Source organism: bacterium (genome assembly GCA_026708015.1).
Taxonomy (GTDB): domain Bacteria; phylum Actinomycetota; class Acidimicrobiia; order Acidimicrobiales; family Bin134; genus Poriferisocius.
In genome coordinates this window covers 123183-138472 of sequence record JAPOVT010000018.1, presented here as the reverse complement: position 1 = coordinate 138472, position 15290 = coordinate 123183, and the positions used below count along the sequence as shown (strand labels likewise).

14 protein-coding genes are annotated in these 15290 nt (G+C 64.6%); 5 read left to right on the top strand and 9 right to left on the bottom strand.

Translation table 11 applies throughout. The features are described 5' to 3' along the window. From OXG30_04255 to OXG30_04245, 3 genes are all read right to left on the bottom strand, one after another. Nucleotides 1–1548, bottom strand: a complete 1548-nt coding sequence (locus OXG30_04255; GenBank protein ID MCY4134111.1) for an ABC transporter permease subunit — start codon at nucleotides 1546–1548, stop codon at nucleotides 1–3. 105 nt (nucleotides 1549–1653) lie between these two features. Further along, nucleotides 1654–2787: an amino acid ABC transporter substrate-binding protein gene (locus OXG30_04250; GenBank protein ID MCY4134110.1), complete on the bottom strand. Its 1134-nt coding sequence runs from the start codon at nucleotides 2785–2787 to the stop codon at nucleotides 1654–1656. A 126-nt stretch (nucleotides 2788–2913) separates the two neighbouring features. Next, on the bottom strand, nucleotides 2914–4077 hold the full coding sequence (locus tag OXG30_04245; protein MCY4134109.1) for an LLM class flavin-dependent oxidoreductase: 1164 nt from the start codon (nucleotides 4075–4077) through the stop codon (nucleotides 2914–2916). Nucleotides 4078–4204: 127 nt separating this feature from the next. Between OXG30_04245 and OXG30_04240 the strand changes: the two genes are divergently transcribed. Next, a complete protein-coding gene (locus tag OXG30_04240; GenBank protein MCY4134108.1) occupies nucleotides 4205–4693 on the top strand; it encodes an NUDIX domain-containing protein in 489 nt (162 codons plus the stop codon). Here OXG30_04240 and OXG30_04235 read toward each other — a convergent pair. Then, the gene (locus OXG30_04235) at nucleotides 4690–4938 is read right to left on the bottom strand and encodes a hypothetical protein (protein ID MCY4134107.1); all 249 of its coding nucleotides are present in this window, start codon (nucleotides 4936–4938) and stop codon (nucleotides 4690–4692) included. The two genes, OXG30_04240 and OXG30_04235, sit on opposite strands and share 4 nt — an antisense overlap. After that, complete coding sequence (locus tag OXG30_04230) at nucleotides 4935–5963, bottom strand: glycosyltransferase family 4 protein (GenBank protein MCY4134106.1); 1029 nt, start codon at nucleotides 5961–5963, stop codon at nucleotides 4935–4937. The genes OXG30_04235 and OXG30_04230 overlap by 4 nt, the downstream gene beginning before the upstream one ends. Nucleotides 5964–6009: 46 nt before the next feature. Here OXG30_04230 and OXG30_04225 point away from each other — a divergent pair, with 46 nt between their 5' ends. Further along, nucleotides 6010–7167, top strand: a complete 1158-nt coding sequence (locus OXG30_04225; protein ID MCY4134105.1) for a hypothetical protein — start codon at nucleotides 6010–6012, stop codon at nucleotides 7165–7167. A 10-nt stretch (nucleotides 7168–7177) separates the two neighbouring features. On the opposite strand, the gene OXG30_04220 is transcribed toward OXG30_04225, so the two are convergent. Continuing rightward, a complete protein-coding gene (locus OXG30_04220; GenBank protein MCY4134104.1) occupies nucleotides 7178–7720 on the bottom strand; it encodes a septum formation family protein in 543 nt (180 codons plus the stop codon). Nucleotides 7721–7757: 37 nt separating this feature from the next. Beyond that, complete coding sequence (locus OXG30_04215) at nucleotides 7758–9122, bottom strand: sortase (GenBank protein ID MCY4134103.1); 1365 nt, start codon at nucleotides 9120–9122, stop codon at nucleotides 7758–7760. A gap of 127 nt (nucleotides 9123–9249) precedes the next feature. Here OXG30_04215 and OXG30_04210 point away from each other — a divergent pair, with 127 nt between their 5' ends. Then, nucleotides 9250–10785 carry an AMP-binding protein gene (locus tag OXG30_04210; GenBank protein ID MCY4134102.1) on the top strand — a complete coding sequence of 512 codons (1536 nt, stop codon included), beginning with the start codon at nucleotides 9250–9252 and terminating at the stop codon, nucleotides 10783–10785. A 31-nt stretch (nucleotides 10786–10816) separates the two neighbouring features. On the opposite strand, the gene OXG30_04205 is transcribed toward OXG30_04210, so the two are convergent. Together OXG30_04205 and OXG30_04200 are read right to left on the bottom strand one after the other, a co-directional pair. Then, the gene (locus tag OXG30_04205; GenBank protein MCY4134101.1) at nucleotides 10817–12451 is read right to left on the bottom strand and encodes a fumarate hydratase; all 1635 of its coding nucleotides are present in this window, start codon (nucleotides 12449–12451) and stop codon (nucleotides 10817–10819) included. 30 nt (nucleotides 12452–12481) lie between these two features. Further along, nucleotides 12482–12970, bottom strand: a complete 489-nt coding sequence (locus OXG30_04200) for a hypothetical protein (GenBank protein MCY4134100.1) — start codon at nucleotides 12968–12970, stop codon at nucleotides 12482–12484. A 42-nt stretch (nucleotides 12971–13012) separates the two neighbouring features. Here OXG30_04200 and OXG30_04195 point away from each other — a divergent pair, with 42 nt between their 5' ends. Both OXG30_04195 and OXG30_04190 read left to right on the top strand, forming a co-directional pair. Beyond that, complete coding sequence (locus OXG30_04195) at nucleotides 13013–13852, top strand: hypothetical protein (GenBank protein MCY4134099.1); 840 nt, start codon at nucleotides 13013–13015, stop codon at nucleotides 13850–13852. A 65-nt stretch (nucleotides 13853–13917) separates the two neighbouring features. Then, nucleotides 13918–15192 carry a CapA family protein gene (locus tag OXG30_04190; GenBank protein MCY4134098.1) on the top strand — a complete coding sequence of 425 codons (1275 nt, stop codon included), beginning with the start codon at nucleotides 13918–13920 and terminating at the stop codon, nucleotides 15190–15192. Nucleotides 15193–15290 lie beyond the last annotated feature (98 nt).

Genomic DNA, 15290 nt, shown 5'->3' with positions numbered 1-15290 from the left:
TCATCGCTCTTTGAGTTGGATGGATCGGTTGTACGCGTTCAACAGCGCCGACACGATGACGTTTATGGTCACGTAAACAATTACGACTATGAGGATGAGCTGGGGAGCGGGGAAGTTGATGCCCCAGGCGGTGACGACCACGAGGAAAAGGTCGGGGTAGGCCACCGCGAGTCCCAAAGTCGTGTTCTTGATGAGGTTGGCGCACTCGCTGATATACGGGGGAATGGCGATTCGTTGCGCCTGCGGAAGCACCACATGGCGGTATCGCTGGCTGGATTTCAGCGCCACCGACGAAGCCGCCTCGGTCTGGCCCTTGGGTACGGCCAGGATGGAGCCGCGGATTATCTCGGCTACGAAGCTGGCCGTGTATAGGCCGAGGCCCAGAGTCAGCGCCATGTAGCCCGAGTTGGTGCTGAATCCCCCGACCACGCGCCTCCCGTTCTCCGACACGGCGGGCCACGACCACGAGTAGGGGCCGCCCAGGGCCGCAAAGCATGCGACCACGATCACTGCGAAGACCCCCAACGACCACAGGACGCGGTGATGGGGCTCGCCGGTGGCATCGTTGCGACGAGTCCGCCATTGCCACACGGCTACAGCGATGATGGCCGCGGCTAAGACGAGCAGCCAGAAGACGCCAACATTGTTCTCAGAGGCCAGCGACGGGATGGCCCACCGGTCTCGGCTGACAAGGATCCAGTTGGCGTCGGAGCCGAAGAAAGTGCCTTGCCACGGAGGGCTCGACGGATTGAAGCGGGGAAACGGGCCGAAGGTGAACAGGGCAAAGCCGAAAAAAACAATGACCACCAGCGGTGGGATATTTCGCAGGCTCTCCACGTACAAGCTGGCCCCCTTGGCTACTAACCAGTTGGAGGAGAGTCGGGCAATGCCTACGAAGAGTCCCACAATTGTTGCGATGAATATCCCGACCACCGAGGCAACGATGGTGTTCTGTAATCCGATGAGCAGCGCTTTCCATACGGGATCGCGCACGTCAAAGCCGTGGGCGTCTCGCAGGGCAACCCCGTAGGGGGAGTCGAGGAATTCGAAGCCCTTGGGCAGGCCTATTTCATCCATGCTCACGATGAGGTTGTGGAACATCCATCGGATGAGGGCTACAACAACCACCACGGCCAGCAGCTGTGCAGCCAACCGGAGGACTCGCACATCGCGCCACAGCGCCGGTATGCCGGGTTCGGGGACTCTCGGATCACTTGTGGGGAGAATCCGCTTTGTCGTGCCGTCGTGAACGGCCCGGATGCCGACAGCGGCCATGCCAGGCGTTTGTCCGATGCGCACCGCATCGATAGCCACAATGGCAACAACCGCCGCGGGTACCGCAGCGGCGAATAACCAGGCGAGGGCCAGCTCGGGAATATCGCTGTAGTCGTTGAGCAGCCGTAGCCCGAACTGCCACACGGAGATGACTCCAACCAATGCCAGAATCAGCAGGTCGGCCACCAGCGCCAGCACCCTGCGGTTACGGGGCGCGGAGGGTACTGCGGTGAGATCAGCTTGTGTGCTGGCGAAATCAGCCGTGCTGCTCATAGCAGTGTGACCTTGAACTTTAGACGAGAGCGGCCCACCGGTCTGTGACCGGTGGGCCGCTCATCGTTTCAGTATCTGCTCGTCACGAGACGAGCGGGATTTTCCCTAGCGGTAGGGCGGGACGTACATGAGCCCGCCATTAGACCAGAGGTCGTTGACGCTGCCGGCGAGGACTCCCAACTGCGGATAGCGGTTGAAGATCTCCTCGTAGTTGCCGACCTGCTCCACCACATTGACGGCGAAGTCAGTGGGAAGGCCGAGGCCGGGATCGAAGCCGTCGCGGCCCAAGAAATTCAGGATGTTGGGATCGTTGCCGTCGTAGCTGCCGATGTTGCTGGAGTCGAGTCCGAACTCCCAGGCCTGCACGGTGGCCATGGTGGCCCAGTTCACGACCTGTGCCCACTGGGAGTCGCCGTCGCGCACCACGGTGCCGAGGGGCTCCTTCGAGATGATCTCGGTCAAGATGTGCTGGTCAGGTCCGCCCTTCCCCTCAATCTCAAACTTGTAGACGCCGAGAACGCTGCTGTCAGCAGTCATCGCCTCGCACTGGCCCTCTTCGTAGGCCGGTACCAGGGTGTCGAAGCCCTCGAAGGTGACCGGGTTGAACCGGATACCCCGGGCAGCGAATACCGCGGTGAGGTTCAGTTCGGTGGTGGTACCGGTGCTCACACAGATGTTGGCGTCTTCCAAGTCTTCCAGGGTGGTGAACCCAGTGGAAGCCGGCACCATGAGGCCCTGGCCGTCGTAGTAAGTCGTGAACAGGAATTCGGCGCCTTCCGTACCGTCGCGGGTGGCGGTCCAGGTGGTGTTTCGGTTCATCACCTCGAACTGGCCTGATGCCAGCGCAGTAAAGCGCTCGGCACTGGTAACGGGCACGATCTCAACGGCATCGGCATCGCCGAAGATGGCGGCTGCCACCACCCGGCACATGTCGATGTCGAAGCCCTCGTACTCGCCGTCCGCATTCAACAGCGCGAAACCGGGGACGTCGTCGCGGGAGCCGCACAGCACATGGCCGCGATCCAGCACAGCCTGCAAGGTTCCACCGTCTTGAGAGGGAACAACCTCAACTGTTTCCTCGGGTGTTGCCTCTGGCGCCTGTGTGGCTGCTTCGGTGGCCGCCGGCTCTGGGGCAGGGGCGGCGCCGTCGTCATCGTCGTTGCCGCACGACGCGGCAATCAGCGAGAAGGCCAGCACCAACCCGAGTAGGGCCAGCAAGCGGTAAACGGACTTTTGCATGTGATTGCTCCCAACGTTGGACTCAAGGGATGGGTAAGACGCTAGCGGCTGAATCGCGGCCTGACTAGGCCCATCAAAGAATTTTGGATGGAGTTTTCAATGACTTTCGACAATTGATCAGACGCACTATTGCGACGCCAGGGCAGCCTCGCGCTGGCGGGTGGAACGGTGCACAGGGTCGGTGTCGATCACCGGGATGACGTGCTTGCCGAAGTTCACGATGGTCTCGCGCACCACGTCCATGGGCAATGTCGAGGTGAGCGGGCTGATCACGTACTGGTCGGCGCCCACCCGCTCGTACTGGCGGGAGACGTGGATGCAGTCTTCGGCGTTCCCCACGCACAGCGACCCGCCCTCGATGGCCATCTTCACATCGTCGTGGCTCGGCTCGGGGATGACCGCGGGCCATTCGGGAATGCCGTCGGGCTTGGGGAAGGTGTCCAGCCAGCGGTACACGAGGCACTGGTAGTAGTACATGTGGCTGCGGGTGGCCAGGTCGATGGCCATCTCCCGGTCGTCCAGGCAGATGCCGAATCCCACGCACATGACGTTGTCATGGACGAAGTCGCCCACCGGGTTCTTGCAGCTGGCCACCTCGTTCTTGTAGATCTCGATCAGCGGGGCGATCTCGTCGGGGGTGCCGATGGTGAAGCACAGCACCCCGATGCCCAGCTTGCCGGCCTTCTCAAAGGTGCCCGGGCTGCCGCACGCCACCCACAGCGGGGGATGGGGCTTGGTAACCGGTTTGGGGAAGATCTCCCGGGCCGGCATCGAGAAGCTGTCGCCTTCGTAGCTGTAGGGGCCCTCGCGCCACATGTGGGGGATCTGGCGGATGGCCTCGTCCCACAGGCCGCGGGTTACCTCGGTGTCGGCCAGACCGGTCTCCGGGTCGCGGGGGGTGCCCGGCATGCCGAATCCCATGACCTCGGTGGATGAGGAGCCCCGGCCGGTGCCCAGCTCGAAGCGGCCGTTGGACAGCACATCGATCATGGCGGCCCGCTCCGCCGACCGTGCGGGATGGTTCACCGGGGCGGTGATGTTGAAGATGGCCGAGCCCAGATGCACGTTTTCGGTGGTGGACGCCACTGCCGACAGAAACACCTCAGGGCAGGACATGTGGGAGTACTCCCGCAAGAAGTGGTGCTCAGACGACCAGATGTACTTGAACCCGTGCCGGTCGCACAGCTGGGAGATCTCCAAGTTGTCGCGGATGCGCTGGGCCTCCCAGTCGGGATTGCCCTCGTAGCCGAAGTCGGGCACGAAGCATTGGGCGAAATATCCGAATTCCATCTTTAGCAACCCTTGGCTAGTGGTATATCGAGCGGGACTGTACCGGCGTTTGCCCGCGGCAAGCTATACAAGGGTTGATTCGGCTGCGCTGCGGTCCTCGTAGGCCCGGCAGGTAGGGTCGGCGCCCATGGCCTGGACGCTGCGTCGCCCCGCAGCCCGAGTGGTGCTGCTAGATCGACACGGGCGCATCTTTCTGATGCAGGCCAGCGATCCCATCGACCCCCGCAAGGGGCCGTGGTGGGAGATTCCCGGGGGTGGTCTGGGGCCGGGGGAGGATTCGGCCCAGGCCGCTCGTCGCGAGCTGTGGGAAGAGGCGGGGTTCGCCGACGTAGAAGTGGGTCCCTGCATCTGGACCCAGCACGTGGAGTTCGATTTCGCGGGCATCCACTTCGACTCAAATGAGCGCATCCATGTGGCCTGGTGCGCCGATGGGGGCGAGTGGAACCCCCAGCATCTCGAAGCTCTGGAGGCGGCGGCGTTCGAGGATGCGCGCTGGTGGACCCTGGACGAGCTGCTGGCTTCTGATGATCAGGTGTTGCCCGAGCGATTGCGGGAGTTCTTGCCTGACGTAGTTGCCGGTCGGTTGCCTGAAGAGCCGATTGACATAAGTCCTTAGCTCAACGGGTCATCGCGGTCGGCGGCTCTTACGGCGTAGGAGAAGATGATGGCGGGGGCCAGGACGAGGGAGCCGACCACGAGGCAAACGATGATGGCGGTGACCAGGGGGCTGTGGAACCTGGTGGCGAAGCCGGTGAAGAACAGGGTGGTCGCGGCCAGGTACAGGAGGTAGCCCAGCCGCTGGCCGGTTGCGGTCAACCGGGCGATGCGGTGGCGGCGGGCAGCCAGATTGTCGGCGCTCACGGAAGCCACCCGGCGTCGTCCAAGAGGGCGACTAGGTCGGATCGCACCCTCTCAAGGGAGAAGTGCTGCTGGGCGATGGCTTGATTCTGGTCCAACAGGTCGGCGTCGGGGCAGCTGAGGAAGTCGCGAACCTCGTCGAGGCGCTGGGGCGAGAACCACCGGAACCCGAACTCGGCCAACTCATCGGCCACCGGGTAGTCGCCCACCACGCACGGCCTCCGCCAGATGGCCGCCTCCACCGGGGGGTTGCCGAACCCCTCCCAAAGAGAGGGGAACACCACCAGATCGGCCGCCGCGTAGATGTCGGGAGTGCGGGCCACCGGCCGGTGGATCACCGGGCACCGGGCATCGGCCAGCAACCCTTCCAGGGTGTCGTCGTAACCCTCTTCGGCTTGTCCCATCAGCCAGTAGGTTCCCCCCAGGGCCTCGGCGATGGCTATGGCCGTCGGAATGTTCTTGCGGGGAATGGCCCGGACAGGATGGGCCACCAACAGCGTCTCGTCGGCTACTCCCAGTCGGGTTCGCATAGCGTCCCGGTTGCCGGCGGCGCTATTGGTGTCGAAACCGTTGTAGATCACCGCTGCCTTGAGCCCCCGCTGAGCAAACTGATCAGCGGTGAGCCGGTTGATCACCACATGGCGCCAGGCGGGATCGTCGGGGGGCAGTTCGGTTACCGAGGCGAATCTCTCCCGCTGCCACGGTGGATCGTGGTGGTGGAGTATTGCCGGCCGACCGGCCAGCGCCCGGGCCACCGTGCGAGCGGCCGACAGGTTCAGCGGAATGGTGCAGAGGTTCTCCACCACTACCAAGTCGACGTCGTCCACCGCGGCCGAGAACTGTTCAGGGTCGGGCCCGTCAGGCTGGTCGATGCCCAGGCCGGGCACCAACCGGTCGACCGGACCTTCGGCGGCCACCGTCACCATGTCGAATCCGATGTCGCCCAGCAACTCCTGCCAGAGGCGGGCGACGATGGACACTCCGTCGCTCAGCCCCAGTCGAAAGGAGACGATCGCAGCCCGGGCCATTCCTACGAGGTAACCAGATAACCCGGTTTTGTGAGACTTTGGAAGTATGGAAGTCCCTGAGAACCCTGACCGCTCGGCGGTTCGGGCCGCGGCGCGAGCGGTGCTGGAGGCCCACTGGGTTCGCCAGGGCTACACCGCTCCGAACCACGCCACCTATCCGTGGCAGTGGCTGTGGGACTCGTGCTTCCACGCCATTTGCTGGGCTGAGCTCGGTGACGACCGCGCCTTGACCGAGCTTCGCACTGCGCTATCGGTACAAGCCGAAGACGGGTTCGTTCCCCACATGAACTATGTCCGCAACCCCGGAGTGGCCGCCGACCTGTGGGGGAGGGACGACGCTTCGTCCATTACCCAGCCCCCCATGTACGGCCACGCAGTGGCTGAGCTCGTGCGCCGGGGTGTGGACGTTGACGAGGAAACGGTGGCCAAGGCGGAGAGCGGGCTGCGATTCCTGCTCTTCGTCCGCCACCGTCTTCCCAACGGACTGGTGGCGCTGTGCCATCCGTGGGAGAGCGGGGCTGACGACAGCCCCCGCTGGGATGACTTCTGCCCTGGGGGGTTTTCGCTGGAGTCCTGGCGGCCGATCAAGAACCAATTGGTGACCTCGATCGAGCGCAGCCTGGCCGGCTCACCGGTGGCCAATCCGACCTTCGAGTCCGCTTCTGCCGGGTTCAATGCTCTCGTGGTGTTCAACGCCTGGGAGTTGGCCGCGGTCACCGGTCGAACGGCGACAACCGAGCGAGCCGACGAGTTCGCCGACTGCCTGGCCGGTCAGTGGGACGAGTCCCGCCGAACCTGGACCGATGCCGGGGCGTCAGAGTCGGGCTCGGGGAGGGTCCGCACCCTGGACGGCCTGCTGCCGATGCTGGTCTCCGCCAAACCAGACCGAATCGATGCGGTTGCGGCCGACCTAGTCGACCCCTCGGCCTACGGGGGATTATGCGGCCCCGCGGGCGTTCATCGCCAAGAGCCCGGTTTCGATCCCCGCTCGTACTGGCGGGGACCGGCGTGGCCCCAGCTCGGCTATCTGCTCTGGCAAGGGCTGCTTCGACACGGCCGGCATGGGACCGCTGAGCAGCTGGCTTCGACCACGGTCAGGGGCGCCATGCGAAGCGGCTTCGCCGAATATTGGGATCCCGACGACGGTACGGGCGGCGGGGCGGTGCCGCAGTCGTGGACGGCTTTGGCCGCGCTGATGGCCTAAACGGCTCGGCTCAGAGAGCGATGTCTTTCATGGTGCCGACGATGAGGAGTCGCTTGCGGCTGAACACATAGCAGGAGACGCTCCGGAGGCTGTCCTCGCCTTCCCAGTCGGTCCGGCTAGGGGTGATCACGCCGATGTCAAGCTCAGATTTCTCATAGACGAGGCCCACGAACGGCTCGAACTGCTCGTAGCACTGAAGCACGCTCCAGGTGTTGACCGCCTCTTCACCGGGGTAGGGGGCGCCGGAGGGTGCGTTGTGGATCAAGATGGCGTACACCTGGCCGTTGTGGGGACGGTTGCAGCCGATAGCGGTGGTCAACTGGGCCGGTAGGTCGTTGCGGTCCAGGTAGGTGTACTGGTTGAAGCATGTCCCCACTGGCAGGTCGTAGGGATCGGTGACGGTGCCCTCGAACCGGTCTCGAAGGTCCTCTTCGGTGGGCAGGAGATCGGGCTCCGCCGTGGGCACGACAAATATCACGTCGAGCACGGGTTCCTCGGGCTCTTCGTCTCCGCATCCGGCCGCGATAAGGGCCAGCACGAGGACTAGGGGCATCCAGATTCGCCTCAAGATCAGCACCGGTTCCTCAGCATCAGTAGGAGGGTAGGACTTGATCGATGTGCCAGAAGGCCATGAACATGACAACCAAGAAGGGCACTGCCGATAGAGCGTAGGCCGGGAGCCTCCTCCAGCGTTGCCCGGCGAACAGAGCGAAGAACCAAATGGCCAGGGCGGCCATACCCCACAGGATGGCGGGGACTAGCCCGTCGGAGTCACCGTCGAGGCCTTCGCCAAAGGAGCTGGCCGCCTGGGTCTCTTGGGGCGCTTCCGGCACCGGCATTGGGTCGGGCGGATCGTCGTTCGGTGCCGAGACCGGCGCCGGTGCGGCCTCGGCCTCGGTCGGCTCAGGATCGGGGGTCAAACTGGTCGCCTGCTCGGTGGGCTCGGACGTGGGTTCCGGGGAAGGCGCCGCCTGTTCGGCTGGCTCGGTGGGCTCGGTGGCGGGGGCCGCCGCCTGCTCGATGGGCTCCGGAGCGGGAGTTGCTGTGATCGTCTGCTGGGAGTCGATGGCCTCTTCCAGGTTCTCAGTGGCCAGCTCGACGGTCGGAAGTGTCTCCTGCCCTGGACGCGGATAGGTGGGCGCGGGCTCGCCTACCAGCTCAGCAATGACAATGATCCGCTGGCGGGCTGAGCCCTTGGGATGGCATGCCGTGAGGGTGAGCCGGTTGGGATGCACGCTGAAGTCTTGGTCGAGAACCTCTACGGCGGTGGGGGCCACGATGAGGTGGCCATGGTCTTCTCCTTGGGGCAGCACCCGGTAGGTGAACTCTCCTTGGATGGTGGTGATGATGATCTCGTCCCCGGGAAGCACCTTGTCGATCTCCCCGAATGGGGCGCCGTAAGTGGTGCGGTGCCCGGCGATAGCGGAGTTTCCGGCCTGACCGGGTAAGGGGGTCGCCGGGTAGTGGCCGGGGCCCTTGCGGAGATCGCCCACCCGGACGCCTTCCACCACGGTTTTGTCCACGTCGATAGCGGGGATCTGGATCCGGGCGATGGCCGCTCCATTTTCCCGGTAGAGCATGGCCAGCCAGGCGGCATCGGGTTGGTGCGGTTCCCGGACCGGCTCGGGAGTGGCGGCTGGGGTGGGAATCGGGGTGGCGCTAGGGGTTGCCGCGGCTGGCTCGGAACCCTCGGCCGGTGGTTCGGCTGTCGGCTCGGGGGCAGCCGCGGTTGGTGAGGGTGCCGGAGTGGCTTGTGCGACTGGAGCGACCGGGGTGGCCGGTCCCAGGGCGCTGGAGGCTTCCAGCAGATCGGCGAACTCGTTGTCCAGGCTCTGCTGGGCCCTGGCTTCGATGATGCCGGTACCCCAGAGCTGGAAGATCCCGAATAGCAGAATCATGAGCCCGAGCGCGATGACGGTCTTGCCCAGTGATCCCAAGACCCGCGCAACTGTCACGGCGGAGATTCTACGAGTAGTGGGTGGCGAACCCATGTTGACCGGAGGTCTTCGATTGACCTCGGGTCCAAGGGGGAGTCGGCGCGCCGTTGTGTAGAGGTGATGGCGGGCTGGGTACGGTGGGACAATGAAGGTAGCTCTGAGCGTGCGGGACTTCCTGGATCGGGCCGAGACGGTTTACGGAGATCGGGTGGGGATCGTTGACGAGCCGGACCAGCCAGCCGAAGGCTGGGGCGAGCTGACCTACTCCCGGATGGCCGAGTTGGCTCGGGCCCAGGCCGCCGCGCTGGACGACCACGGGATCGGGTTCAGCGAGCGGGTGGCCATCGTCTCCCACAATGCTGCCCGGCTGATGGTCTCCTTGTTCGGCGTAAGCGGTTACGGCCGGGTGTGCGTGCCCATCAATTTCCGACTCAACGAAGAGGAGATCAGCTACATCGTGGAGCACTGCGGGGCGACGATGCTGCTGATCGATCCCGAGTTGGTCGACTCTCTGGCCGGCGTTGACTGCCGTCATCGCTACGTGATCGGCGCGGAATCCGACGAAGCCCTGTATCGATTCGACGCCGAACCCGTGCCGTGGACCCCGGACGAGGATGCCACCGCCACTATCAACTACACCTCAGGCACAACCGCCCGCCCCAAGGGCGTGCAGATGACCCACCGCTCGCTGTGGCTGAACGCCACCACCTTCGGCTGGGCCGCCGGGGTGAGCGACTGGGACGTTTACCTCCACACGCTCCCCATGTTCCACTGCAACGGATGGGGCATGCCCTATGCCATCAGCGGCGCGGGCGCTTCCCACATCGTGTTGCGCAAGGTGGACGGGGCGGAGATCCTGCGCCGGATCGACCGCCACGGGGTCACCTACCTGTGCGGGGCGCCGGCGGTGGTGGCCGCTGTGTTGGACGCGGCCCAAGACTGGGAGGGGGAGATTCCCGGTTCGGGCCGGGTGCGGATGACAGTGGCCGGCGCGCCTCCGCCCACCCGCACCATCGAGCGGATGGAGACCGAGTTGGGCTGGGAGTTCATGCAGCTCTACGGCCTCACCGAGACCGCGCCCTATCTGACCATGAATCGCCGCCGGGCCGAGTGGGACCACCTCAGCCCGGCCGAACGAGCGATCAAGCTCTCCCGCCAGGGTGTGCCCGGATTGGGCATCTCACTGGGCGTGGACGACTCCGGCGAGGTGCTAGCCCGGGGCAACCATGTGCTGGCGGGGTATTGGGAGCAGCCCGACGCCTCGGCCGAGGCCCTGGCCGGGGGCTGGTTCCACACCGGCGACGGCGGGCTTATCGACGACGAGGGCTATCTCACCCTGTCGGACCGCAAGAAGGACGTGATCATTTCCGGCGGCGAGAACGTGTCATCTATCGAAGTGGAGGACGCCTTGTTCGCCCACGAGGCCGTGGCCGAGGTTGCGGTCATCGGGGTGCCCGATGAGAAGTGGGGTGAGACGGTGAAGGCCCTGGTGGTGCTGGCGTCGGGGGAGTCGGCCTCTGAGGCTGAGCTGATTGAGCACTGCCGAAACCGCTTGGCCCACTACAAGTGCCCCACGTCGGTGGAGTTCCGCGACGAACTGGCCCGCACCGCCACCGGCAAGCTCCAGAAATATCGCCTCCGCGAGCCCTACTGGTCGGGCCACGACCGCCAGATCAACTGAGCGACAGGACCCGCCGCCCGGGAGCGCTCTGTCAGCCCAGCGTCACTGGCGTCGACACCTCAGTAAAGAAGTCATTCCCCTTATCGTCAGTCACGATGAAGGCCGGGAAGTCTTCCACCTCGATCCGAAACACCGCTTCCATTCCCAGCTCGGGGTACTCCAGCACCTCAACCTTGCGGATCGAGTCCTTGGCCAGCCGGGCGGCCGGCCCGCCGATCGAACCCAGATAGAAGCCGCCGTGGCGGGCGCAGGCATCGACCACCTGTCGAGACCGGTTGCCCTTAGCCAGCATCACGAGACTGCCGCCGGCGGCTTGGAATTGGTCCACATAGGCGTCCATGCGCCCCGCGGTGGTGGGTCCGAATGATCCGGAGGCGTAGCCCTCGGGAGTCTTGGCCGGACCGGCGTAGTAAATCGGGTGGTCGCGCAGGTACTCCGGCATGGGCTCGCCGGCGTCGAGGCGCTCCTTGATTTTGGCGTGGGCCAGATCGCGGCCCACCACCAGTGTTCCGGTGAGCGAGAGCCGAGTCTTCACTGGGTATTTCGACAACTCGGCGCAAATGTCGGCCATGGGCTGGTCCAAGTCGATGCGCACCACCTGGCCGCTCAACTCGTCATCGGTAACCTCCGGCAGGAAGCGGGCCGGGTCGGTCTCCAGTTGCTCCAAGAAGATCCCTTCTGAGGTGATCTTGCCGAGGGCCTGGCGGTCGGCCGAGCACGACACCGCCACGCCCACGGGACAGGAGGCGCCGTGGCGAGGCAGTCGGATAACCCGGACGTCATGGCAGAAGTACTTGCCCCCGAACTGGGCCCCGATGCCGAATTGCCGGGTCAGCTCGAGGATTCGGCCTTCCCACTCCAGGTCGCGGTAGGCGTGGCCGGTCTTCGACCCCTTTGTGGGCAGTGTGTCTAGGTAGCGGGCCGATGCGTACTTGGCCACCTTCAGCGTGTACTCGGCCGAGGTGCCGCCGATGACTACCGCCAAGTGGTAGGGCGGGCAGGCTGCGGTGCCCAGAGTGCGGAGCTCTTTGTCCATGAAGCGGGTGAGCGATTCGGGGTTGAGCAGCGCCCTGGACTCTTGGAACAGATACGACTTGTTGGCCGAGCCGCCGCCCTTGGCCATGAACAGAAACGAGTAGGCATCTCCCGGTGTGGCGTAGATCTCGATCTGGGCCGGCAGGTTGTTGCCGGTGTTGCGCTCTTCGAACATGGTCAGGGGGGCCATCTGGGAATAGCGCAGGTTCGAGGTCTGGAAGGTGTCGAACACCCCCCGGGCGATGGCCCGCTCGTCGTCGGCATCGGTAAGCACCCGCTCGCCCTTGTGACCCACTACCACTGCGGTCCCGGTGTCCTGGCAGCCGGGCAGCACTCCGCCGGCCGCGATGTTGGCGTTGCGGAGCAGCTCGGTGGCCACGAATCGGTCGTTGGCCGAGGCCTCGGGGTCGTCCAGGATGGAGGCCAGTTGGGCCAAGTGACCGGAGCGCAGCAGGTGGGAGATGTCCCGCATGGCCTCGCTGGTGAGCAGTCGCAGGGCTTCGGGATCGACTTGGAGGAATTGGCGGTCGCCGAGTGTGACGGTGGAAACGTAGTCCGTGGTCAGCAGCCGGTATTCGGTGGCGGTATCAGGTCCCTTGGGGAGCAGTTCGGAGTAGGCGAATTCGGCCATTTTGTTGAGCCATTCAGCGCGGGGTTCTACTCAGCCTAACGCCGGGGTTCCGGCGAACGGCGATGGGTCGCCGGTGTCGGGAATTACTGGGGGGTGCCAGCTCATGACCTGGCCAAGCTGGTTTGCGAAGTCACGCCAGTCCGGAGGATTCCAGCCTTCGGCCGAGGCCCGAAGGTTAAGCTGGTGGTCCAAATGGACGATGGCCGGAAGGGACTCCAGCCCCAGGGCTCTCACTACGGAGCGGTCTTCGTCGGCGAATGTCAGGAATTCTTCGCTCCACGGTCCGAGAAACTCCTCGGCCTCTTGAGCTGAGGCGGTGACCATGAACGACACCCGGCAGTCGGCACCGACGAAGTTCCGCAGAATGCGACCGGCGGTGTCGATCATCCACGAGCTTTCATAGGTATAGGGATCGAGCACGACGATGACCAGATGGAAGACGGTGACCCAGTCGCCGATCGGGCGGGGCTCGCCGTTCAGAGGTGTCAGGTTCACATCGGCGTCAAGCGTGGTGGACATCGCATTTGAAAATAGCCCAGTGGGAGGTAGGAACCCGGTGTCGTGGCTGATGATCAGATTGCCGTCGCGTACGCTTTGGCGGTGCACCCGATCGAGCATCTGCGCTATGTGGCCCGGTCTTCGGGCGTGGGACAGGAGTCACTGGTGCGGGAGACGGCCGGGGCGCTGTTGAGTTTCGGTCACGACCCGGCCGGGCTGGTTACCACCTGTCGGCGGATGCTCGCTCGGCAGCCTTCTTCTGGTCCGCTGATGTGGCTGGCCTCACGGGTCCTCACTGCGGCTGATCCCCGGTCTGAAGTCCGGGCGTGCATGGAGGCGATCTCCGATGACAAGACCGCCCGCCTGTTGTCGCGCCAACTTCCCGTCGAGGCCTCGGTCTGCGTACTCGGATGGCCTGATCTGATCGGCCGGGCTCTCCGGCTTCGAGGCGATCTTCGGGTACTGGTGGTGGACGTGCTGGGGGAGGGCCAGCACTTCGTGCGGCGATTATCGGAACAGGACGGTTGGGTGGACGAGGTGGCCGAGAGCGGGTTGGGTGCGGCGGCGGCCTCAGCCGACGTCGTGCTGTTGGAGACCGCTGCGGTGGGCCCGGACGGATGTCTCGCCGTTGCCGGGTCTCGTGCGGCCGCGGCGGTGGCCCACGCTGCCGGCGTGCCGGTTTGGCTGATCGCCGGCAGGGGAACAGTCCTTCCCGGTCCCATGTGGGACTCGCTGATCGAGGGGGCATTGGGAATGGTGGAACCGTGGGATGCCGACGAAGAGGTTGTGCCACTCGCACTGGTGGACCAAGTGGCCGGCCCTGATGGACTGGTCACAGTGGCCGAGGCAATCTCGAGCACCGACTGCCCCGTAACCCCTGAACTGTTCTGCGCCGCCATTTGACTGGTATCCGCCTGATCAGTTGCACCGGTCGCCGGGCCGCGGCGGCTTTGCTGGCTGCGGTGATCGTGTTGGCGGGTGGTTGCGGTGACGGTGGCACGGCTCCAGCGTTCATTTCTGATCCCACTCCCAACACCTCAACGCCGGTTCCCGCGGCCGCGCCTACTCCCGTTGCCACGCTTGCTCCCGCGGTTCCTCCTTCAGCCGCGCCTACTCCCATTGCTCCGCCAACTGCCACTAGCACTTTTGCTCCCACAGCCACACCCATCCCTACGGCTTCGGCGACTCCCGATCCCTCGGCCGAGCCGCAGTCCTGGCATGCTCGGCTGGCCTTTACCGGAGACCTCTTGTCACATGGTCCGGTGTTCAGGCAGGCGCAGGCCAATGGGGGCGAAGATTTGGCCTACGACTACCGCCCCATGTTCGAGTTGGTGCAAGACACCCTGAGCGATGCCGACTTGGCGGTCTGTCACTTGGAGACTCCTCTCTCGCCCAACAACCGCAACCTTTCCGGCTACCCCTTGTTCAATGCCCCCGGCGACCTGGCTGTTGCCATTGCCCATGTGGGCTATGACGGTTGCTCGACCGCTTCGAATCACTCCCTGGACCAGGGGATCACCGGCATCAATGACACCCTCGACCTATTCGACCAGGCGGGCCTGGGCCACGCCGGCATGGCTCGCACTGCTTTGGAGGGGGCAATCCCGAGGTTGTATTCGGTAAACGGCGTCACCATCGGTCACCTGTCCTACACCTACGGCCTCAATGGGCTCATCCTCCCCGATGACAAGCCGTGGGCAGTGGACATCAATTCTGTCCAGGACATTCTCGGAGAGGCTCGGGCGGCCATCGAGCTCGGGGCCGAGTTCGTGGTGCTGAGCATCCATTGGGGCGCGGAATATCAGGTGGCACCGACTTCGCAGCAGAGGTCTTTGGCCAAAGAGCTCCTCGCCGGCGACGAGATCGACATCATCGTCGGCACGCATGCCCATGTGATTCAACCGGTGGAGCGACTCGGCGGCAACCTCGTGATCTATGGACTCGGGAACTTCTTGTCCAACCAGTCACCCCAGTCATGCCGGTCATGTCCGCCGGAAAGCACCGATGGTGTGATTGTGCTGGTTGATTTGGTGGAAGGCGAGACCGGCGCTCTTGATGTGGCCGCGATCAGCGCCGTGCCGACTTGGGTCGATCGGCGGACTTTTACCATTGTCGATGTGGGTGCCGCGTTGGCCGCCGGAACCAGCTCAGAGCTCACCGGCCAGCTTGAGCAGTCGTGGGCCCGGACGACCGCCACGCTTCGCAGCTACGGCGTGGATGTGATGTTCGCGGGGCTGCCTTAGGCGGAGCCTGATGGGGGTCCCCGACGGGAGGTCGATTGGGGATAGGCACTAGCCTTAATGCTGTGGAGGGGCAAGATGTGTCCCTTTTCGAGGAGTCC